Source organism: Pseudomonas sp. PA-5-4B, from assembly GCF_021606215.1.
Taxonomy (GTDB): Bacteria; Pseudomonadota; Gammaproteobacteria; order Pseudomonadales; family Pseudomonadaceae; genus Aquipseudomonas; species Aquipseudomonas edaphica.
The window spans coordinates 39,492-61,098 of record NZ_WKDB01000022.1 but is presented as its reverse complement, the minus strand read 5'-3'; the positions used below and the strand labels follow the sequence as shown (position 1 = coordinate 61,098).

Annotated in this window: 20 protein-coding genes and 1 pseudogene; 10 read left to right on the top strand and 11 right to left on the bottom strand. The window is 61.8% G+C overall.

The genetic code is table 11. The annotated features are described in order from the left end of the window. Window positions 1–59: 59 nt before the first annotated feature. The 4 genes and pseudogenes from GIW28_RS13220 to GIW28_RS13205 form a co-directional block, all read right to left on the bottom strand. Window positions 60–173, bottom strand: a pseudogene (locus GIW28_RS13220) (3'-5' exonuclease); the annotation flags it as partial. A gap of 129 nt (window positions 174–302) precedes the next feature. Next, on the bottom strand, window positions 303–914 hold the full coding sequence (locus GIW28_RS13215) for a 3'-5' exonuclease (protein ID WP_017139348.1): 612 nt from the start codon (window positions 912–914) through the stop codon (window positions 303–305). 42 nt (window positions 915–956) lie between these two features. Continuing rightward, the gene (locus GIW28_RS13210; protein ID WP_017139349.1) at window positions 957–1,433 is read right to left on the bottom strand and encodes a LabA-like NYN domain-containing protein; all 477 of its coding nucleotides are present in this window, start codon (window positions 1,431–1,433) and stop codon (window positions 957–959) included. A 118-nt stretch (window positions 1,434–1,551) separates the two neighbouring features. Further along, the gene (locus GIW28_RS13205) at window positions 1,552–2,322 is read right to left on the bottom strand and encodes a DUF2076 domain-containing protein (protein WP_236446229.1); all 771 of its coding nucleotides are present in this window, start codon (window positions 2,320–2,322) and stop codon (window positions 1,552–1,554) included. 180 nt (window positions 2,323–2,502) lie between these two features. On the opposite strand from GIW28_RS13205, the gene GIW28_RS13200 reads away from it, so the two are divergent. Beyond that, entirely contained in the window at window positions 2,503–3,162 is a 660-nt protein-coding gene (locus GIW28_RS13200) for a YciC family protein (RefSeq protein WP_026013864.1), read from the top strand. 41 nt (window positions 3,163–3,203) lie between these two features. Beyond that, complete coding sequence (locus tag GIW28_RS13195) at window positions 3,204–4,292, top strand: endonuclease/exonuclease/phosphatase family protein (protein WP_236446258.1); 1,089 nt, start codon at window positions 3,204–3,206, stop codon at window positions 4,290–4,292. A 133-nt stretch (window positions 4,293–4,425) separates the two neighbouring features. On the opposite strand, the gene hrpB is transcribed toward GIW28_RS13195, so the two are convergent. After that, complete coding sequence (hrpB, locus tag GIW28_RS13190; RefSeq protein WP_236446261.1) at window positions 4,426–6,933, bottom strand: ATP-dependent helicase HrpB; 2,508 nt, start codon at window positions 6,931–6,933, stop codon at window positions 4,426–4,428. 159 nt (window positions 6,934–7,092) lie between these two features. On the opposite strand from hrpB, the gene GIW28_RS13185 reads away from it, so the two are divergent. Further along, window positions 7,093–7,512, top strand: a complete 420-nt coding sequence (locus tag GIW28_RS13185; RefSeq protein WP_017139354.1) for a hypothetical protein — start codon at window positions 7,093–7,095, stop codon at window positions 7,510–7,512. An 8-nt stretch (window positions 7,513–7,520) separates the two neighbouring features. After that, on the top strand, window positions 7,521–8,414 hold the full coding sequence (locus GIW28_RS13180) for a cation diffusion facilitator family transporter (protein ID WP_017139355.1): 894 nt from the start codon (window positions 7,521–7,523) through the stop codon (window positions 8,412–8,414). Here GIW28_RS13180 and GIW28_RS13175 read toward each other — a convergent pair. Beyond that, entirely contained in the window at window positions 8,411–9,490 is a 1,080-nt protein-coding gene (locus GIW28_RS13175; protein ID WP_170038080.1) for a DUF6515 family protein, read from the bottom strand. The genes GIW28_RS13180 and GIW28_RS13175 overlap by 4 nt on opposite strands. Before the next feature lie 443 nt (window positions 9,491–9,933). Between GIW28_RS13175 and GIW28_RS13170 the strand changes: the two genes are divergently transcribed. Further along, window positions 9,934–10,413: an Lrp/AsnC family transcriptional regulator gene (locus GIW28_RS13170; RefSeq protein WP_003176264.1), complete on the top strand. Its 480-nt coding sequence runs from the start codon at window positions 9,934–9,936 to the stop codon at window positions 10,411–10,413. A gap of 202 nt (window positions 10,414–10,615) precedes the next feature. Next, complete coding sequence (locus tag GIW28_RS13165; protein WP_025999909.1) at window positions 10,616–10,825, top strand: DUF2788 domain-containing protein; 210 nt, start codon at window positions 10,616–10,618, stop codon at window positions 10,823–10,825. Here the strand turns inward: GIW28_RS13165 and GIW28_RS13160 are convergent. From GIW28_RS13160 to GIW28_RS13145, 4 genes are all read right to left on the bottom strand, one after another. Further along, window positions 10,820–11,455, bottom strand: coding sequence for a pseudouridine synthase (locus GIW28_RS13160; RefSeq protein ID WP_017139357.1), 636 nt, complete (start codon window positions 11,453–11,455; stop codon window positions 10,820–10,822). The genes GIW28_RS13165 and GIW28_RS13160 overlap by 6 nt on opposite strands. Before the next feature lie 71 nt (window positions 11,456–11,526). After that, window positions 11,527–12,999 carry an AMP nucleosidase gene (gene amn, locus GIW28_RS13155; protein ID WP_169987367.1) on the bottom strand — a complete coding sequence of 491 codons (1,473 nt, stop codon included), beginning with the start codon at window positions 12,997–12,999 and terminating at the stop codon, window positions 11,527–11,529. Window positions 13,000–13,182: 183 nt separating this feature from the next. Next, window positions 13,183–14,832, bottom strand: a complete 1,650-nt coding sequence (locus tag GIW28_RS13150; protein ID WP_099547594.1) for an acyl-CoA dehydrogenase family protein — start codon at window positions 14,830–14,832, stop codon at window positions 13,183–13,185. A 90-nt stretch (window positions 14,833–14,922) separates the two neighbouring features. Continuing rightward, the gene (locus tag GIW28_RS13145) at window positions 14,923–17,301 is read right to left on the bottom strand and encodes a hybrid sensor histidine kinase/response regulator (protein WP_138450947.1); all 2,379 of its coding nucleotides are present in this window, start codon (window positions 17,299–17,301) and stop codon (window positions 14,923–14,925) included. 276 nt (window positions 17,302–17,577) lie between these two features. On the opposite strand from GIW28_RS13145, the gene GIW28_RS13140 reads away from it, so the two are divergent. The 4 genes from GIW28_RS13140 to GIW28_RS13125 all read left to right on the top strand — a co-directional run bounded on the left by GIW28_RS13140 (window position 17,578) and on the right by GIW28_RS13125 (window position 21,111). Further along, entirely contained in the window at window positions 17,578–18,375 is a 798-nt protein-coding gene (locus tag GIW28_RS13140; RefSeq protein WP_056861986.1) for a hydroxymethylpyrimidine/phosphomethylpyrimidine kinase, read from the top strand. 20 nt (window positions 18,376–18,395) lie between these two features. Further along, the gene (thiE, locus tag GIW28_RS13135) at window positions 18,396–19,019 is read left to right on the top strand and encodes a thiamine phosphate synthase (protein ID WP_017136070.1); all 624 of its coding nucleotides are present in this window, start codon (window positions 18,396–18,398) and stop codon (window positions 19,017–19,019) included. A gap of 17 nt (window positions 19,020–19,036) precedes the next feature. Further along, entirely contained in the window at window positions 19,037–20,320 is a 1,284-nt protein-coding gene (gene hemL / locus GIW28_RS13130; protein ID WP_017136069.1) for a glutamate-1-semialdehyde 2,1-aminomutase, read from the top strand. 236 nt (window positions 20,321–20,556) lie between these two features. After that, window positions 20,557–21,111: a tetratricopeptide repeat protein gene (locus GIW28_RS13125; RefSeq protein WP_017136068.1), complete on the top strand. Its 555-nt coding sequence runs from the start codon at window positions 20,557–20,559 to the stop codon at window positions 21,109–21,111. A 110-nt stretch (window positions 21,112–21,221) separates the two neighbouring features. On the opposite strand, the gene GIW28_RS13120 is transcribed toward GIW28_RS13125, so the two are convergent. Further along, window positions 21,222–21,548: a DUF1820 family protein gene (locus GIW28_RS13120; RefSeq protein ID WP_003194436.1), complete on the bottom strand. Its 327-nt coding sequence runs from the start codon at window positions 21,546–21,548 to the stop codon at window positions 21,222–21,224. Window positions 21,549–21,607: the final 59 nt, after the last annotated feature.

Sequence of the window (21,607 nt, the reverse complement as noted above, 5' to 3'; positions counted from 1 at the left end):
GACGCAGAGCGTCACCGGAGGCATTCCCACGCGGAGCGTGGGAACGATCGTCGTAAGGGTTAGAACCCGCGGTGCTTTTTGAGGTGTTCGTTGATCTTCGCCGCGGGCACTTTCTGCAAGGTGCACAGCAAATCGTGGGACAGTTCGCGCAAGCCGTGGGTGCCGCGCAGCTCCCCGATCGTTCCCACGCTCTGCGTGGGAATGCAGCCCAGGACGCTCTGCGTCCGCTCTTGACGTCGTGACGCGGAGCGTCACAGGAGGCATTCCCACGCGGAGCGTGGGAACGATCATCTGCGCTTGAGTTAGAACCCGCGGTGTTTTTTCAGGTGTTCGTTGATCTTCGCCGCCGGCACTTTTTGCAGGGTACACAGCAAATCGTGGGACAGTTCGCGCAAGCCGTGGGTGCCGCGCAGTTCCTGGGCCAGGTGCGCGGTGAGGTTGGCGGCCATCTCCGCATCCGCCATCGCTCGGTGAGCCTTGCCGGTGTGGGGCAGTTGGGCGAGCGCGTTCAGCGTGCCGAGCTTGTGGTTGGGCGCAGTCGGCATCAGGCGGCGGGCCAATAGCAGCGAGCAGGCGAATTTTTGCAGGCGGGTGCGGCGGATCAGGCCCAGTTCAAAGTCCCAGAACCTCTGGTCGAACGCGGCGTTGTGCGCCAGCAGTGGCGTGGTACCGACAAATTCATTCACTTCATTCATCACCCGCTCAGCCGGTGGCGCGCTGCGCAGCATGGCGTTGCTGATGCCGGTGAGTTGCTCGATAAAACCCGGCACGCGTACGCCGGCATTCATCAGGCTCTGGTAGCGATCCACGATTTGGCCGCGCTCGAGGATAACCACCGCGATTTCCGTGGCCCGGCAGTGGCTGCTCGGGGTGATGCCGGTGGTTTCAAAGTCGATGACCGCTATACGTTCCAAACCTGTTCCAACTCCGTCTAACTATTGATTAAGCCTGAGCGCTTACTTAAGCAGCAGCGCGCCTTCGATGGGCACGTAGCGGCTGGCGGCGCGTATCAGCGAGTTGGCCGTCAGCCCCGGCACGCCGTAGGCCACGGCTTCAACGCCGTGCTTTTGGATGATGCGTTCGAGCAGCATGTCGAAATCACCGTCGCCGGAAGCCAGTACCACTTCGTCAACGTGGTCGGCGGCGTCCATGATATCGAGGGTGATACCCACGTCCCAGTCGCCCTTGGCCGAGCCGTCGGCGCGCTGGATGTAGGGTTTGAGTTTTACCGTAAAGCCCAGGTTGCGCAGGATCTGCTGGAATTGCTGCTGCTTGCTGTCGCCACGGTCGATGGCGTAGGCGTAGGCCTCGACGATCTGCCCGCGCGAGCTGATGTCCGCCCACAGCGCCGCATAGTTGAAGTGGCAGCCATACGCCTGGCGCACGGTGTAGTAGAGGTTTTGTACATCGGCGAACACTGCAATTTTTTTCACCGCACTTCCTCATGACAGCCAGGCGCCACGGCCCGGAAAGGCTGCCAGTATGACAGCCATGGGAAAGTTTCAGCGAAAAATCAGCCCGGGGCGACGAAGCGCCCCGGTTGAAGGTGGGTCAGACGAAGGAGTCGTCGTCGCCGAAGGAGGAGGAATCGTCGGAGTAGTCGCTGTCTGCGAAGCTGTCGGATGAGTTGTCATTGCCCCAGCTGTCATTGCCGGCAAACTTCTGGTCGTCATTGCCCCAGTTGCCGTTGTCGCTGGCCGGTGCCGGTTCTTCGCGGATGATTTCTTCCACCACCTGCGGCTGCTGCGAGTTGTGGCTGAACAGGCTGCTGATGCCTTCGGCCAACATCACACCACCGGCCACACCGGCGGCGGTTTTCAACGCGCCACCGAGGAAACCACTGCCGATAGGCGCGGCGGGTGCTTGCTGTGGCTGTTGATAGTTTTGCTGCGGGGCACCGTAGTTCTGTTGCGGTGCAGGCTGGCCGAACGATGGCCGCGCCGGTTCACGCCAGCCGCCGCCGGAAGAAGGCGGTGCGCTCTGTGCAGGCTGCGTGTCACGGGAGGCGCCACCGCCGAAGATACTCGACAGGAAGCCACCACTGCTCGGTGCCGGTTGCGCCGACTGCGCGCGGGCCTGTTGCAGCTCATCCTGCAATTGCTGGATCTGCTGCGCCTGTTGCTTGTTCTGCGCGTCGAGACTCTTGATCGCGTGCTCTTGCACCAGGATCGACTGGATCATGTAGTACCCGGCGGCCGGTTGGCGAGTCATGTGCTCCTTGATCCGCGCTTCGGCCAGGGCGTCGCGGGGGGCTGAGTCCGTTTCGGCTTGTTGCAACCGTGAAAACAGTCCATCGATCAGGGTTTGCTCTTCGCTGTTCATGGCGACCTCGTTAGATTGCCGGTAGAAATCATGGGCCCGCCTGTGATCAAGTGAGCTACAGCTTAGTTATGGGGGTGTTACCAGACGTTTCAATGATCTTTACGCAAGGTTTACGTTTGCTTACCTCTCGTCATGATCGGTTAAAGTGTTGGCCTTGCTTTTAGGGCTGTGATGAACCTGATGAATCCGTTAGACGTATTGCGCGACTCCCTCCGTTTCACCCAACGCAACCTGGGCGCCATCGTCCAGCTGTGCCTGCCGTTGGTGATCCTCGAAGCCCTGCTGCAACAGGTGCTCGACCACACACTGGGCCCGGATGCGTTTCCCGGTTACAGCGTGGTCGTCGGGTTGTTGGTGTACCCGCTGTACACCGGCGCCTTGATCCTGTTTCTGGATGCGCGCACCCGTGGTGAGTCGCCCAGCACTAAAGATGTGTGGGCCATGGCCCTGGCCATGTGGCCGCGTTTCGCCCTGCTGACGGCGGTCAGCACCTTGTTGATTCTGCTGGGGCTGTCGCTGTACTTCCTGCCGGGCCTGTGGCTGATGGTGGTGCTGGCGTTTGCCGAGTACCTGCTGGTGTTGCGCGGCATGTCGGCGCTGGAGGCGATGAAGGAAAGTTTCCGTCTGACCCGTGGGCATTTCTGGCGAATCCTGGTGTGCCTGCTGTGCGTGATGACGCCGTTGTGGCTGCTCAAGGGCGCGAGCGTGGCGGTGTACCCCAACCCCGCGCCGCTGCTGGGCTTGCTGATCGACAGCGCCCACAGCTTCCTGCAACTGTTTACCAGCGTGGTACTTTTCCGTTTGTTTATGCTGATCGGTGGCGATGCCGACGCACGGTGATATGCTCCGTGCCACCTCTGATAACGCTATAAGCCGAGCCAATGACCCGTTTATTGCGCATCACACTGCTGAGCCTGTTGATCATCGCGGGCCTGCTCGCGGCCCTGATCTATAGCCTGACCTGGCGCCCCGTCGACAAGCAGACCCTGCCCGTCAGCTGCGTGGCGCCACGTGCGCCGACCCTGCTGCCGGGGCAGGCGCTCAAGGTCATGACCTGGAACGTGCAATACCTGGCCGGCAAGAACTATGTGTTCTGGTACGACAGCCCCGACGGCAAAGGCCCGGACGATCGACCCACTGTGGAAGACATGGCCTTCAGCCTGGACGAAGTGGCTCGCGCGATTCGCGACGAACAGCCCGACATCCTGTTGCTGCAGGAACTCGATGAAGGCGCCAAGTCCTCTCACTATCAGGACCAAGTGGCGTTGCTCCAGGAGCGCCTGGTCGACCTTTACCCCTGCAGCGCCCAGGCGTTCGACTGGAAAGCCGACTTTGTGCCCAACCTGCATATCTTCGGCAGCGTCGGCCGCAAGCTCGTCACGCTGAGCCGCTACCAAATCGAACACGCCGAGCGCCTGCAATTGCCGGTGTCCCCGGCCAACTTCATCAGCCGCCAGTTCCAGCCTAAACCGGCGTTGCTGCTCACCTACCTGCCGCTGAGCGATGGTGGCCAACTGGCCGTGCTGAATACGCGCCTGGATGGCGATAAGCCTGGGCGTTCCGCCGTGCAGGAGCAGGTAAAAGCCACGGTAAAACTGCTGGACAAGTTCGAAGGCCGTGGCACGCCATGGTTGATTGGCGGGGATTTCAATTTGCTGCCGCTGGGGCAATTCCTGCGCCTGGATGCGGGCAAGCGCGGGCAGTATTCGCCGGACAGTGAGCTGCATTTGTTGTGGGATAAGTACCCGATGATCCCGAGTAACAGCGAATCCAGTGGGATTGACCGGGCGAAGTGGCTGACGCACTTCCCCAATGACCCGAGTGTGGATGGGCCGGATAGGACCTTGGATTATTTGTTCTACAGCCCAAGGATCAAGCGGGTGGAGGCCAAGGTGCGCCAAGACGACACACTGCGTATCTCCAACCACCTACCCGTGATCGCCCGGTTCCTGCTGCCGGCCGCGCAATAACCCACAATTCCCCTGCGGGAGCTGGTTTTTGTGGGAGCTGGCTTGCCTGCGATAGCATCGCCTCGGTGAAAGGGACAGACCGAGTCGTCTGTATCGCAGGCAAGCCAGCTCCCACATTGGATCTTCACATCACCTACTTTCGGGGTTTGATCCGGGCGGTGGGTTCGGCCACCAAGGGGTCATCCGGCCAGTAATGCTTGGGGTATCTTCCTTTCAAATCCTTCTTCACTTCGGCATAGGTACTGCGCCAGAAGTTCGCCAGGTCCTGCGTCACCTGCACCGGCCGACGTGCCGGGGACAGCAGGTGCAGCTTGACCACTTGGCGCCCACCGGCAATGCGCGGCGTGTCCGCCAGCCCGAACAATTCCTGCAGGCGCACCGCCAGAATCGGCGGCTGTTCGCTGTAGTCCAAGCGCACCGACGAACCCGATGGCACTTTCACATGCTGTGGCGCCAGCTCGTCCAGGCGTTGGGGCAGCGGCCAGGGCAGCAGGTTGTGCAGGAAGCTGGAAATATCCAAATTAGAAAAATGGCTCAGGCGCGAGACTTTGCCCAGGTAAGGCATCAGCCAATGTTCCAAATCGGCCAGCAAGGCTTTGTCGCTGATATCCGGCCATTCGCTGGTTTTACCCGCATCCAGCTGGCGCAGCAGCATGACGCGCGCCTGCCACTGGCGCAGTTCGGGCGTCCACGGCAGCAGCTCCAGGCCTTTGCGGCGCACTAGGTTCACCAACGCCTGGCTGCGCGCGGACTCATCCAGGCCGGTCAGCGGTTCACGGCTTAGTACCAACTCACCGACTTTGCGCTGGCGTTCGGCCCGCAATACGCCTTCGCGTTCATCCCAGTCCAGTTGGTCGACGTTGCGCACTTGCTCGGCCAGCACGCTGTCGAACAGCGCCGGGTCAAAATCCGCCGCGAGGTAGATGCGCTCTTCGCGCTGGCCCTGGCGGCTGCCAAGGTCGGCGATCACCAGCCAAGGTTGTTTCATCAGGCTGTCGGCCTCGGCGAACAGCGCGGCGCGGCCATTGGCCAGGCGATATTCGGCGCCACCGGGGCGGCGTTGCTGAGCGACGCGGTCCGGATAAGCCAACGCCAACAAGACGCCGAGCCAACGCGGGTGGTCAGGGTCGGCCACAGCTTGAGTCGGCTGGCCGCGCAAGTAGCCCCGGTACTGACGGGCCAGTTGCTTGGCCCGCTGCACGCCGCCCTGGGTGCCACGCGCGCGTTCTTCGCCCGACATCAATGCCAGGCGGCTGTGCAAATCCGCGCCGCCGCCGCGCAAGATATCGCGCTCCCCCAATAAGGCCGCCACATCACAAGCGGTCGCGGCCAGCCCCAGGTCCTGGCCGCGCAGCAACAAGTGGGCGATGCGCGGGTGAGCGGGCAACTCCGCCATTTTCTGGCCATGGGCAGTGAGTGTGTCGTCGTTTAACGCGCCGAGGCGCACCAGCAAATCCTGGGCCTGGGCATATGCGGCGGTCGGCGGCACATCCAGCCACACCAGTTGCGTGGGCGTCACGCCCCAGCGCGCCAGTTGCAAGGCGAGGCCCGCCAGGTCGGCGGCGAGAATTTCCGCGCTGCCATAGGCGGCCAAACCTTCGTGCTGATCTTCAGACCACAGGCGATAACACACGCCCGGCTCCAGGCGCCCTGCCCGGCCGGCACGCTGGGTGGCACTGGCGCGGGAGATGCGTTGGGTGTCGAGGCGGGTCATGCCGCTGCCGGGGTCGAAACGCGGCACCCGCGCCAGCCCGGCGTCGATCACCACGCGCACGCCATTGATGGTCAGGCTGGTCTCGGCAATGTTGGTGGCCAGCACCACTTTGCGCTTGCCGACCGGCGCCGGGTCGATGGCGGCGCGCTGGGCGTTGAGGTCGAGTTCGCCATGCAGCGGGCACAACAGCACATCAGGGCGATCACCCAAGGCGTCGGCCAGCTGTTGATTGACCCGGCGAATCTCGGCCTGCCCCGGCAGAAACACCAGAATACTGCCCGTTTGGTCCTGCACCGCGTCGAGGACGGTCTGCACCACGCGCGGCTCGATAAATTCACCGGCCTGGTACGGCCGCCCCCAGCGCATCTGCACCGGGAACATGCGCCCTTCGCTGCGCAGGATCGGCGCATCGTTCAGCAAGCCGGCCAGGCGCTCGCCTTCGAGGGTGGCGGACATCAGCAGGATTTTCAGCGGTTGCTCGTCGCGAAACAGCTCGCGGCCGTTGAGGCTCAGGGCCAGTGCCAGGTCGGCGTCGAGGCTGCGTTCGTGGAACTCGTCAAAAATCAGCAAACCCACGCCGTCCAGTGCCGGATCGTCCTGCAGCCGGCGCGTGAGAATGCCTTCGGTGACCACTTCGATGCGGGTGTTGGGGCCGACTTTGCTGTCCAAGCGGATGCGGTAGCCGACGGTCTCACCGACTTTTTCACCCAGCTCACTGGCCAGGCGTTCGGCTGCCGCACGCGCGGCGAGGCGCCGAGGTTCGAGCATCAGGATGGTTTGCCCGGCCAGCCAAGGCTCATTCAATAAAGCCAACGGTACGCGGGTGGTTTTACCGGCACCGGGCGGCGCTTCCAGCACGGCCTCATGGCGATTCGCCAAGGCGTCACGCAGGGCGGGTAAAACATCATCAATCGGCAACGAATTCATACTGGCTCCAAAGCAGAGCGGCGAGTATAACGGCGAACGTTCGTCCTTAATTGGAATGCAGGCAAATGTGAGAGCTGGCTTGCCAGCTCCCACATTAGAGCGGCGTGGCTCGACAGAATTGTCATATAGTTTCGTATCAACCGTGTTCAGGAGCATTTTATGCGTATCGCTTCCCGTGTTATCGGCGGTGTCCTCGCCGTCACCCTGCTGAGCCAACTGACGGCCTGCGGCTCGATTTTCTACCCGGACCGGCGTGGCCAGATCGACGGCAAGATCGACCCGGCCATTGCCGTGCTCGACGCCGTAGGCCTGCTGTTTTATGTAATCCCGGGCCTGATCGCCTTTGGCGTGGACTTCGCCACCGGCGCCATCTACTTCGAACCGGGCAAGACCGCCCAAGTCGCACCCGAGAAGCTGCATGAAGCCATTGGCGCCGACGGCAAAGTCGACAACGCCAAGCTGCAATCCATCATTGAAAAAGAAACCGGCCGCAAGCTACCGCTGGACGATCCGCGCATGATCCAGTTCAAGGGCAGCGTGCAACAGCTCGCGTCCCTGGGCCTGCAACCTGCCGCTTAAGGATTCGTATGACCAGCAGCCCCGAACACGCCAGGCTCCTGCGCCTGGCCACCCGCGCCTCGGTGGGCGTGGCCTGTGCGCTGATTATCACCAAGGCCATCGCCTGGTGGTTCAGTGGCTCGGTGAGCATGCTCGCCGGGTTGACCGACTCGCTGCTCGATGGCATTACGTCGCTGCTGAACTTGCTGGCGGTGCATTACGCACTGCGCCCGGCCGATGACGATCACCGTTATGGGCATGGCAAGGCCGAATCGCTGTCGGGCATGGCCCAGGCGTTGTTTATCGCCGGCAGTGCAGTGTTGATTGCATTCCAGGCGTACCAGCGCTTGCTGCACCCGGAGCCGGTCGGTGCGCCGTGGCTGAGCATTGGCGTCATCGTTTTTTCGCTGGTGATGACCGTGGCGCTGCTGATGCTGCAACACCGGGTGATCCGCGAAACCGGCTCCAATGCCGTGCGCGCCGACTCACTGCACTATCGCTCCGACTTGATGCTCAACGGCAGCATTCTGGTGGCACTGGTGTTGGCAGGGTTCGGCTTTCATCAGGTGGATGCGTGGTTCGGCCTCGGCATTGCCGCGTATATCCTGTGGAGCGCGATCCAGATCGCCCGCGAGAGCTTTGCCGTGTTGATGGATGAAGAACTGCCGCCGGATGTCAGCCAGCACATGCTGGAATTGGCGCGCAGTGTGCCGGGCGTGCTGGGCGCGCATGATTTGCGCACGCGCATTTCCGGCAGCCACTGGTTTGTGCAGTTGCACCTGGAGTTGCCGGGGGAATTGACCCTGTCAGTGGCCCACGGCATCAGCGACCAGGCCGCCGATGCCATTCACAAGGCTTACCCACGCGCCGAAGTGCTGGTGCACGCCGACCCGCGGGAAGTGGTCACGGGTAACAAGGCCTAGTACTGCACCTGATAGCCGCGACTGGTCAGGCAGTTGCCCTGGGCCTGGCGGTAGGTTTGCACCACCGCCGGGTCCGGGGCATAAGTGACGGTGCGTGGGTCGAAACCGCTTTGCTGCACTGCCCAGCGATAACAGTCGTAGCCGTCCTGCTGTACCTGGGCCGGTGACTGGCCGTTGGCCGGGTAGGCCACCACGTCATAACCGTTGCCCTGCGGCGCGGGTTGCGGCGCCGGTACTTCGGTAGGCGGCTGCACCACGACGTATTGCTGGGTAGCGTTTTCATAGGTGTAGTAGGAACCCGCCGCGAGGAAGAACAGCGCGCTGCCCACCCACACTTCACGGGCGTAGTCCGGCAGGTATTGCACACGGATCCCGTAGGGCGGCGTCACCACCACATAGCGCGGGCCTTGCGGGCGATACCAGTAGCCGCCGGAGAAGAAGTAATCCTGGCCACGGTAAGGCACACGGTAATTGCGGTCCGGGAAGCGGTCGACGGTGTAACCGGGACGATATTGCGGGCCTGGCCCCCAGCCGTTGCCATGCCCATTGGGGCGACCCGGCCAGCGGTTGTCGTTCGGGTGACCATTATTGAAGCCGCCGCCCGGACGCGGGCCTGGGCCATTGCCGGTCTGCCAGTGCTGGTTGCCATCGTTACGGCGCGGGATGTCCTGATAGTAGCCCTGGCGGGGTTCCTGGGTTTGGCGCACGGTGTCCGGGCGGCCCTGGATCGGCAGGTTGTTCGCAGGCTGCGGTGCCGGCCGCGGTTGCTCGGCATTTTGCGGGCGGCCTTGCCACTGCCCACCGCCGTGCTGCTGTTGCTCGGCGCGATCAACATGCGGGTTCTGTGGGCGCGGCTGGTTGTTTTCCGGACGCGGTTGAGTGTTCTGTGGGCGCGGTTGAGTGTTCTGTGGGCGCGGTTGATTATTTTGTGGTCGCGCCTGTTCATTGCCGCGCCCGCCTTCCGGGCCTCTTTCATGCTGACCACCGCCTTCATAGCGCGGGTCATCGGCCATTACTTGTGTGCCGACGCTCACCATCAGCAAACCTACACCTGCCATACGCCAGATGCGCTTCATGCTATTCCTCACTGCGGATTAGGGCCTGGAATGTCCGGCCTTACTGCATGAGACTGGAAAAGCCTCACCCGGTTCTGAGACAGGTTATCAGTCACGAGAAGTATTTTTTGAGCTAAAAGCGCAGACAAAGAAAAAGGGGCGACCCGTCGGCCGCCCCTTGAGAATTTCGTCCTGGCTCAACGCTTTTGACGTTGGCTCACCTCACGCCGTCTTGTGGACAGTGTGCAGCCTGGAGGCCGGCTCAACCCTGCTGGGGCGGCGGCCGCAGCAGGCCTGATTGGGCCAACTGCAGTGGACTGTTGTCCAGGCGGTGATTCTGTTGATAAAGATACAGGCCAACGTCCGACAGATGATTGCGAAGATTGCGTCAATAAACAGTGCTTGCGCAATTTTTAACCCTTCATAGATAATTCACCGCAATAGTTACGACAAAGGCCAACCCAATGAGCAAGCTTGACCGATACGACCTGAGTATTTTGGCTGAATTGCAGCGCGACGCGAGGATCTCCAACCAGGAGTTGGCCGAACGCATCGGCCTGTCGCCGTCGCCGTGCTCACGCCGGGTCAAGCAGTTGGAAGACGACGGCTACATCTCACGCCAGGTTGCACTGCTCGACCGCAAGATGCTGGGCCTGAGCCTTACAGCCTATGTGCTGATCGGCATGGACCGTCACACGCCGGAGCGTTTCGAGAATTTCGAAGCAGCGATCCGCACCCTGCCGCAAGTGCTGGAATGCAGTTTAGTCACCGGGATGGATGCGGACTATCAGTTGAAAGTGGTGGTGCCGGACATGGACCACTACCAGAAATTGCTGCTGGGGCATTTGACCCGGATTGAAGGCGTAACCAGCGTAAGGTCGAGCTTTGTGCTCAACCAGGTGCTCAACAGCACCGAGCTGCCGTTGACGCACCTGCGTACCTGACCTCAAGCACACTGGTGATCCCCTGTGGGAGCTGGCTTGCCTGCGATAGCGGTGTGTCAGCTAAGGATATGCCACTGATCTACCGCTATCGCAGGCAAGCCAGCTCCCACATCGACCGCGTTACGACGCAGGTCAATGTTGTGCCTGAAGCCCTGCTTTATACTTCCCGCCTGCCCTGTCGGAAAAAATCCCCATGAACAACATCGACCCCGCCCTCTTTGAAGAATGGATGATGACCGGCCTGGTCACCATCCTGATCATCTTCATGGGCTTTATCGTCTGGGACCTGGCGAAAAAATCCAAGGCCGGACGCTTTGGGTCGTTCATCCTGTTTTTTGTGCTGGGCCTGGGCGTGGCCGCGTTCATCATCAAGAGCGTGGTGATCGGCCTGATCGAGTCCGGCGCTTTATAAACGCGCCGGCACTGCCTTCCATTGGCCCTGGTCCAGGCCATCAATCGACCAGTCACCAATACGCACGCGCACCAGGCGCAAGGTGGGCAAGCCCACCGCAGCGGTCATGCGCCGGACCTGGCGGTTACGCCCCTCACGAATGACCAGCTCCAGCCAGTGCGTCGGCACGCTTTTGCGAAAGCGCACCGGCGGGTTGCGCGGCCACAGTTCGGGCTCGTCCAACTGCCGCGCTTCGGCGGGCAAGGTCATGCCGTCATTAAGCTCCACACCGTCACGCAGGCGCTGCAGCTGCTCTTCGGTGGGCTCACCCTCAACTTGCACCCAGTAGGTTTTCGCCAGCTTGTGCTTGGGGTCGGCAATGCGCGCCTGTAACTGGCCATCGTTGGTCAGCAGCAACAGCCCCTCACTGTCACGGTCCAGGCGACCGGCCGGGTAGATGCCGGGGATATCGATAAAATCCTTGAGGGTCGCGCGCCCACCTTCGTCGCTGAACTGGGTCAGCACATCGAAGGGCTTGTTGAACAGGATCAACTTCGGCTCGGCCGGTGGCGCCTTGGCGACACGCCGCGTTGCGGAGTACGGGGGTTTCACGCCAGGGCGGCGCGAATCGGGGCGGGCAGGACGGGACATGGCAAAGGAACATCTAACGGTCAGGACCGACAATGCTAGTGGCCTGACCGCTAAATGACCATCCCAACCGCTTAGCGGAACGGCGGCTCGTCGAAACTGCGCAGTTTGCGCGAGTGCAGCGAGTTGAGTTCGGTGCGCAACAAATCCACCGCCTCGATGCCGATTTTCAAGTGCTGGCTGACCGCACGCTCATAAAACGCGTTGGCCGAACCCGGCAGCTTGATCTCGCTGTGCAGCGGCTTGTCCGACACGCACAGCAAAGTGCCGTACGGAACCCGCAAACGGTAGCCTTGGGCCGCGATGGTGCCGCTTTCCATGTCCACCGCCACAGCGCGGGACAGGTTGATCAGTGGGCGCTCTTGCGCCCAGCGCAGTTCCCAGTTGCGGTCGTCGTAGGTCAGCACGGTGCCGGTGCGCAGGCGCTTTTTCAGCTCTTCGCCTTTCTCGCCGGTGACATTGGCAGCGGCTTGCTGCAAGGCCATCTGCACTTCGGCCAGCGCCGGGATCGGGATATTCGGCGGCACGACGCGGTCGAGAATCCCGTCGCGGCGCATATAGGCGTGAGCCAATACGTAGTCGCCGATGGTCTGGGATTGGCGCAGGCCACCGCAGTGGCCGATCATCAGCCAGCAATGCGGGCGCAGCACGGCCAGGTGGTCGGTGATGTTTTTGGCGTTGGACGGGCCAACGCCGATGTTCACCAGCGTCACACCGTGGCCGTCGGCGGCCTGCAAGTGATAGGCCGGCATCTGGTAGCGATGCCAGACCACGCCTGCGGCAATGGCCGACGCTTCACCGTGGTCCATGCTCTTGTCGATGATCACGTTACCCGGCAGCACCATGCGAATAAACCGCGGGTCGCTGCGCAGTTGCTCCAGGCCATGCAGGATGAACTGGTCAACATAGCGGTGGTAGTTGGTCAGCAGGATCCATGGCTGCACATGGCGCCAGTCGCTGCCGGTGTAGTGCACCAGCCGGCGCAGGGAAAAGTCCACGCGCGCCGCATCGAACAACGCCAGCGGCAGCGGGTCGGTGTTTTCCCAGTCGTAGAGGCCATCGGCAATGCCGTCGGTGGCGGCAGACAAGTCGGTGCTGGGGAATACACGGGCGAGGGTCGCGGCAGTAACGCCGGAGCCAGCCAGTTCATCACCCTGCTCCACCACATACGGGTAGGGAATATTCTGCTGGCTGACGCCGACTTCCACCGTCACGGTGAAGTCGTGCATCAATGGCACCAGTTGCTCCAGCAGGTACTTACGGAACGCCGCCGGATGGGTGACGGTGACACTGTAGGTTCCCGGCAATTGCACCTTGGCGTATGCGCGGGTGGTCTGTGGGACTTCGCCGTGGCAGTGGTAGGTCAGGCGCAGTTCCGGGTAGCGGAACTGCGCACGTTGTTCGGCGTCAGGCTCGACGCGGTCCTTGAGGTATTGCTTGAGGGCTTGGTTAAGCGCGCCAGTGGCACGCTCATGCAGAGCCGCCAGCCGGTCCACGGCTTCTTCAGCGGTTTGAACGACAACAAAAGCTTCGGTCACGGTAAGCATCCTGTGTTCTGACTTGCAGGCCTTTATCTTGCCTGTATCCCGGCCTCACTGAAACACCGGGTTTGGAATGCTTTGAAAGGTGGGAGCTGGCTTGCCTGCGATGGCGGTGTACCAGCCAGCAAATGCAGGACTGACACACCGCCATCGCAGGCAAGCCAGCTCCCACAGTTTGACCCTGTGTTGTCAGGGGGTTGGAGTCGAGCGGGTAACGATCGCCGCCACGTCCACCCCGCGCGGCAAGGTGCCGTACACGCGGCCGGACGACGCCCCCAGGCGGCTGGCGATAAACCCGTCACTGACCAGCGCATTCCCGGCCTCCAGCAACAGCTTGGCCTGCAACGCCACGGCAATGTCCTCGGTCAACTGCCGCGCGCGGTACTGGATGTCCTGAGTGTCCATAAACGCCGACTTCAGTTGCTCGATATGCCGCGCCAGTTGCTTATCGCCATGCCCATCGCCCAGTTCGACAAACAATGCCTCCAGCACGCCCGGTTCTTTGGACAATGCCCGCAGCACGTCCAAGCACTGCACATTGCCGGAACCTTCCCACGTCGAATTCACCGGCGCCTCACGGTAAAGACGCGGCAGGATACTGTCCTCGACATAACCGGCGCCGCCCATGCATTCGGCGGCCTCATTGATCATGGCCGGTGCGCGCTTGCAGATCCAATACTTGCCCACCGCCGTCACCAGCCGGGCGAATTTGGCTTCCTGTTCGTTATCCAGATGGTCCAGCGCCCGCCCCATGCGCATGCTCAAGGCCAGGGAGGCTTCGCTCTCCAGCGCCAGGTCGGCCAGCACGTTTTGCATCAACGGTTGTTCACTGAGCACGCGGCCGCCGACTGAGCGATGGGCGCAATGGTGGCTGGCCTGGGTCAACGCCTGGCGCATCAAGGCGCTGGAGCCGACCATGCAGTCGAAACGGGTCATGGCGACCATTTCGATAATGGTCGGCACGCCCCGGCCTTCTTCGCCAACCATCCAGGCCAGGGCGCCACGAAACTCCACTTCGCTGGAGGCGTTGGAGCAATTGCCGAGTTTGTTTTTCAGGCGCTGGATGTAGAACTGGTTGCGGGTGTCATCCGGGCGATGCCTTGGCAGCAGGAAACACGTCAGGCCTTTGTCAGTCTGCGCCAAGGTGAGGAACGCATCGCACATTGGCGCCGAGCAGAACCACTTGTGCCCTACCAGCTCATAGGCTTGGCCGGGGCCGCCGGCGCCCACGGGATAGGCACGGGTGGTGTTGGCGCGCACGTCGGTGCCGCCTTGCTTTTCGGTCATGGCCATGCCGATGGTGGCGCCGGCTTTGTGGGCGATGCCGACGTTGCGTGGGTCGTATTCGGTGTTGAGGATTTTCGGCAACCAGGTCTTCGCCAGGTCCGGTTGCAGGCGCAGGGCCGGGACGCAGGCGAAGGTCATGGTCAACGGGCAACCGCTGCCGGCTTCGGCCTGGCTGTGCAGGTAGGTCATGGCGGCGCGGGCCACATGGGCACCGGGCTGCGGATGCGCCCACGGCAGCGATGGCAGGCCATGCTCGACGGCGGTGCGCATCAGTTCATGATAGGCCGGATGAAATTCCACCAGGTCGATGCGATGGCCGTAGCGGTCATGGCTGTTGAACACCGGCTTGTTCTGATTCGCCAGGAACCCGGCCGCCATCAGCGGCCCACCGGCCAGCGCGCCGTACGCATCAATACGCGCCTGCGCCCAGCCGGCGCCAAAGCGGCGCGACCATTCTTGCAGGGGCAGGTCGATACGATAAAGGTTGGTGCCGTCCAGGGACGGCGGCTGGTTGGTGACGTCGTGGGTTTCGGCAAATTGATGCAGGTTCATGACGGGCCTCCTGGAAAATAGGCCACGTGCGGTTGAGGCCTGAATTTCAGTTAAGCACCGTCATCGGGCTTAAAAAAGTGGCATACCCGCCTATTGTTCGGCGCTTTCGCCCTCTAACGGGCACAACAGGTGCCGCTCCAGCACCGTTTGCAACGCCTCGAAACGTACGGGTTTGCTGAGGCGTTCGGTGATGCCGACCCCATGACAACGCTCTCGATCCGGGGCGTGCAGCGAGGTGCTCAGGGCAATTACCGGCAGCTCGCCGCAGCCGGGTAGCGCACGAATCTGACAGCACAACGAGAAGCCGCCCTCGGGTATATCCAGCAGCACCGCATCAAAGGTTTGGTCCTGAAAAAGCGCCAAGGCGGCCGGGCCGTTATCCACGGTTTTCACCCGATAACCCAGCTTGAGCAACATGCCGCGTACCGCCAATTGGCCGACACTGTTGTCGTCCACCAACAGCACCGTACATTCCTGGGGCGCTCGTTGAGCGTGGGGTTTGTGCGTTGCCGGCTTTGGCTCGGGCGGCACCGGGTTGACGCTCATGTCCAACTGGAAGCGGCTGCCCTTGCGGGGCTCGGAATGATGGGTCAGGCGCCCGCCGAGCAGTTCGATCAACTGCCGACAAATCGCCAGGCCGATGCCCAGGCCGCCGTATTCGCGCGTCATCGAACCGTCGACCTGGAAGAAGCGCTGATACAGCGTGGCCTCATCGAGGAAAGCGAAGCCGATGCCGCTGTCGGTCACAATGAAGCTCAGGCGCAGTTCGCCGTCACTGTGCGGCACACCCACCACGCGCAAGCGCACCGCACCTTCGTGGGTGAACTTGAAGGCATTGTCGAGCAGGCAATCCAGGCATTGAGTGAGTTTGCCGGCATCGCCAATCACCCGGTCCGGCAGTTCATCGGCCACGTCGATAGAAAACTCCAGGCCTTTGCTGTGCGCGCTGGCGGTGAATTGCTGGCGCAAGGTGTCGAGCGTGCCCCGCAGGCTGAAGACCTGGGGATGGGCGGTGAGGCGCCCGGCCTGCAATTCGGTAAGGGTGAGAATGCCGTTGACCATGCGCATCATGTCCCGCGCAGAACCGGCGGCGGTTTGCTGGTACTGGGTAAGGTCGTCATCCAGCGGCACGGTCTGCATCAGCTCCAACGAGCCGATCACGCCATTCATTGGGGTACGAAGTTCGTGGGTCAGCGTGGCGAGGAATTCATCTTTGAGGCGGTTACTGCGCGCCAATTGCTGGTTGAGCACTTCAAGCTTCTGGCTGGCGTCGAACAGGATCTGCGCCTGCTGCTCACGCATGCCGTTGATGCGGTCCGCCAGGGCCAGGGACAACAGCGCCACTTCGATGGCCGAGCCGAGCTGGCTGGCGTACATGGTGAGGAACATATTGGGCAGGTAGCCCAACACCATCAGGGTGTTGACCACCCCGCCCAGCAGGAACGCCGACCAGGCGATGATGAAGTAACGCGCCATGCGCTGGCCGCAATACCAGGCCTTGATGGCGGCCACAAAGATGGTCACGGTAAACACCAGCGCCAAACCTGTGGCCAAACGCAGGGCCACGGCGTAGCTGGTCAGCAGCGCCAGCACCATGACCAACGCGCCAGCCGCTGCCAATGCCAGCAAAACCCGGTCAAGCCAGCGGCTGTGCTGCGCGGTGTGCAGGAAACTGCGCGCGAACAAGCTCCCGAACAACGCCGCCGAACCGATCAGGAAAGGTACCGCCGCATTCGCCCACCACGGATTGTTCGGCCAGAAATATTCCACCGCCACGCCGTTGACCGAGAGCTGGTAGAGGCCGAACGAAGCGATATAGAGGATGTAAAAGAGGTAACTGGTGTCGCGCACGCTCAAGTAGATGAACAGGTTGTAGACCAGCATCCCCAGTAACACGCCGTAGATCGCCCCCAATACATACAGGCGCAGCGGCTGTTGCTCCAGGTAGGCGGTGGCAGACCATAGCGTCAGCGGTGCCTGGATCGAGCCTTGGCTTTGCAGGCGCAGGTACACGGTTTGCTGCTGGTCAGGCACGAAATTGAGCTTGAACAGGTAGTTGGCCTGGCGCACTTCACGGCTGGAAAACGCCAGGGTGCTGCCCGTGCGGGTAGTCAGGCGGTAATTGCCGGTGCTGTCGCGCTGGTACAGGTCGAGTTGGTTAAGCGGCGGGTACGCCAACTCCAGAAACCAGGTGCGCGGGGCGCGAGGATCAGTGGCGGTGTAATGCAGGTCGACCTTGAGCCAGAACACCGAGCGTGAATAGCCGGCGTTGAGGGTGGCTTTGTCATGGGGTTTGAACTGGGCGGCGAAGGCGGGAGTGCTGACATCGGCGATGGTGAGGGCGTCGGTTGGGTCTTCGAACACTTGCATGACGCGGCCCAGCGGCAGGCTTCGAGTATCCGGGTTGAACTCGATGGCGCTGGCGAGCATCGGCAGCCCGCACAATAAAAAGATCAGCAAATAGCGCATAGAGCCCCAGCGTGGCCTGTCCGGTTATGTCAAAAGTCCCCCATTCCTTTTGAGTAGACGTATACCGGCGATACATTAAGTTGTTTGGATCCACTCTAGCATAGCCGCTAGAGGCCATTGGACACCATTGAAATAATTTTTTGAAAGGCTCTAGAACGGGCATCTCAAGCGCTTTCCGAATAAAAAACCAGCCAAGCCAAACCATAAACATAAGCGGGAAATTCGCCTCTCGCCCAACAGCCACGCCAAAAGCGTTTGGTGGTAAGCTCGCGCACCATGAATATCTACAGCTCTCGCCCCGTTGTCCTCTGTCTCTCCGGCCACGACCCCAGTGGTGGCGCCGGCTTGCAGGCAGATATCGAAGCCCTGCTTGCACAAGGCTGTCATGCGGCCCCGGCCGTCACTGCCTTGACCGTGCAGAACACTGTCAATGTCAGCGATTTTCGCGTGCTCGACCGCGAGTGGGTACTGGCCCAGGCCAATGCCGTGCTGAGCGACTCCGAAGTGGCGGCGGTGAAGCTCGGTATGCTCGGTTCCACCGCGATGGTCGACACCGTGGTCGAACTGCTGCAGGCGCACCCGCACCTGCCGGTGGTCTGCGACCCGGTGCTGCGCGCCGGTGGCGGCGGCAGCCTGGGCAAGGACGAAGTCGGTTATGCCATGCGTGAGCGGCTGTTGCCACTGTCGCTGATCGCTACGCCGAACTTGCCCGAAGCGCGCATCCTCGCCGAATTGCCCGAGGGCACGGCGGACGAATGCGCCGAGAAGCTGCTGCCGTTTGTAAAGCATCTGCTGATCACCGGCGGCCACGGCGACGAGCATGAAGTGCACAACCGCCTGTACAGCCGCGACGGCACGCGCCAGACCTTTACCTGCCAGCGCCTGCCCGGCAGCTATCACGGCTCGGGGTGCACGCTTGCCAGCGCCTTGGCCGGCCGGATCGCACAGGGCGAAGGCTTGGCCAGCGCGGTGCAATCGGCGCTCAACTACACTTGGCGCACCCTGCGTGACGCCGAACAACTCGGCCAGGGCCAGTTTGTGCCGCGCCGTCTGCCGCTGGATTTCTGCTCTTAACCGCACAAGAGGCCTGCTCGATGAAACTACGTGGCCTTTACGCCATTACCGACAGCCAACTGTTGGCCGGCAAATTCCTCGCCTACGTCGAAGCAGCACTGGACGGTGGCGTAACCCTGTTGCAGTACCGCGACAAAAGCAGCGACGAAGCCCGGCGCCTGCGTGAAGCCGAGAAACTGCGCGAGCTGTGCTCACGCTACAAGACCCAGTTGATCATCAACGATGACGCCGAATTGGCCGCGCGCCTGGGCGTCGGCGTACACCTGGGCCAAACCGACGGCCCACTGACCCCGGCCCGCGCACTGCTCGGCTCCAAAGCCATCATCGGCGCCACCTGCCACAGCCAGATCGAACTGGCCGAGCAGGCCGCCAAGGAAGGCGCGAGCTACGTCGCCTTCGGCCGCTTTTTCAATTCCAACACCAAGCCCGGCGCGCCGGCCGCCACGCTCGACATGCTGGCCCAGGCCCGCACGCGTCTGCAGTTGCCGATCTGCGTGATCGGTGGCGTCACCCTGGAGAACGCCGCCCCCCTGGTGGCCCACGGTGCCGACCTGCTCGCCGTGGTACACGGCCTGTTCGGTGCCGACAGCACCCAGGAAGTCACGCGCCGCGCCCGCGCCTTCAACGACCTTCTTAAAGTTTAAGTGTAGAGAGCCCGATCATGTCCCGTTCCGAAACCCTGTTTGCCAATGCCCAGAAACACATCCCCGGCGGTGTGAACTCCCCCGTGCGTGCGTTCAAGAGCGTCGGCGGTACACCGTTGTTCTTCAAGCATGCCGAAGGCGCCTACGTCACCGACGAAGATGACAAGCGCTACGTTGACTACGTAGGTTCCTGGGGGCCGATGATCCTCGGCCACAGCCACCCGGACGTGCTCGACGCGGTGCGTCAGCAGCTGCAACACGGCCTGTCCTATGGTGCGCCGACCGCCATGGAAACCGAGATGGCGGATCTGGTGTGCTCAATCGTGCCATCGATGGAAATGGTGCGCATGGTCAGCTCCGGCACCGAAGCCACCATGAGCGCAATCCGCCTGGCCCGTGGTTTCACCGGCCGCGACAGCATCATCAAGTTCGAAGGCTGCTACCACGGCCACTCCGACAGCCTGCTGGTAAAAGCCGGTTCCGGCCTGCTGACCCAAGGCGTGCCAAGCTCGGCGGGTGTGCCGGCCGCGTTTGCCAAACACACCCTGACCCTGCCGTTCAACGACATCGCTGCCGTTGAGCAGATGCTCAGCGAAGTCGGCCAGGACGTGGCGTGCATCATCGTCGAGCCGGTAGCCGGCAACATGAACTGCGTGCCACCGGCACCGGGATTTCTGGAAGGTTTGCGCGAGCAGTGCGACAAGCACGGCGTGGTGCTGATTTTCGACGAAGTGATGACCGGCTTCCGCGTAGCCCTCGGCGGCGCCCAGGCTTACTACGGCGTCACGCCGGACCTGAGCACCTTCGGCAAGATCATCGGTGGCGGCATGCCCGTGGGCTGCTTCGGCGGCAAGCGCGAAATCATGCAGCACATCGCGCCGCTTGGCCCGGTGTATCAGGCGGGCACCTTGTCAGGTAACCCATTGGCCATGGCGGCCGGCCTGACCACCCTGCGCCTGATCAGCCGCCCGGGTTTCCACGCCGAGCTGACCGACTACACCACACGCCTGCTCGATGGCCTGCAACAGCGCGCCGATGCGGCGGGTATCCCGTTCGTGACCACACAAGCAGGTGGCATGTTCGGCCTGTATTTCAGCGGCGCCGACGATATCGTTACCTTTGATGACGTGATGGGCAGCGATGCCGACCTGTTCAAGCGCTTCTTCCACTTGATGCTCGAAGGCGGCGTTTACCTGGCACCGAGCGCTTTTGAAGCGGGTTTCACCTCGATCGCCCATGGCGAAGCCGAGTTGAAACTGACCCTGGATGCTGCCGAGCGCGCTTTCGCAGCCCTGAAGTAAGCCCTGATATAAGGGACACACACATCTGACGTTGCCCCTCGCAGCGTCAGATTTGCTACTTTGCTTACAGAGATTTCCTGCATTTTTCGAGAAATCACCTGCAATCCGGCAGATAACTTGCCTACGCAGCAGAAAAACGAGTAAAGACTTTGTAAGCAGGGGCCTGCTTATTTCATAATGCGCGCTTATTGGACCCCCGAGGGTCCGCGTGCCCCGTCAGAGGTAAGTCGATTCCCATGAAACGCACCGGCCGCACCCTGGTTCTGGGCTGCCTGTTGCTCCTTCAGCCGCTGCTGGCACATGCCCAGGCAGGCGGCAACTCGTTGTTAATCCCAGCGATGGGTCGTTGCACCCTCAATACCCAGCCAGACAGCCAGGCCGAAGCCCTGAGCGCGTGCCAGAAACAGGCCGACGGTGGGGATGCGCAGGCGCAATACGAGTTGGGCGAGTACTTCCACGACGACAAAAACCCGGCCCGCGACCTCAACAAAGCCCTGAGCTACTTCGAAAAGGCTTCGTTGCAGGGCCACGCCCAGGCGCAATTCCAACTGGGTAACATGTTCTTCAAAGGCGAAGGTGTGCCGGCCAATAACGTCCAGGCCTACATCGTGCTGAAAATGGCAGCGGTCAACGGTGCCGAAGACGCGCTGGACACGGCCGACGAAGTCGCCGAGCACATGCAGCGTGATGAACTGGAAGTGGCCACCCAGGTGCTGGGCCAGATTTTCCGCAATTACCTGCAGGAATTGCAGAGTGCCGATGGGCGTTCACCCTTCTCGCCCCTGCCCTGATTTCAGCTAAGCCCCCCTACCGCTATCGCAGGCAAGCCAGCTCCCACAAGGAAATGCATTCCAAATGTGGGAGCTGGCTTGCCTGCGATAGCTTGACTCGGTCTAACGCCTTACTTCTCAGGCATCGGCATCGGAAACGGCATCACATTGCTGGTGCCGCGCGCCTCGCTGATCTTCGGCGTGCCCAGGCGCTCGACTTCATCGATGCGCACAATCGAATGCATTGGCACAAAGCTGCGCACCACGCCTTCAAACTGCGCCTTGAGTTTTTCTTCGCCCGGGTCGACGACCAATTGGGTGCGCTCGCCAAAGACGAACTCTTCCACTTCCAGGAAGCCCCACAGATCACTTTGATAGATCTGCTTGGCGTACATTTCGAACACCTGGCCCTGGTTGAGGAAAATCACCTTGTAGATTGGAGCTTCACGTTTGGTCATGGTGGGCGAACAACACATCGGGGATATAAAAGAGGGCGCGAACTATAGCATGGCACCCG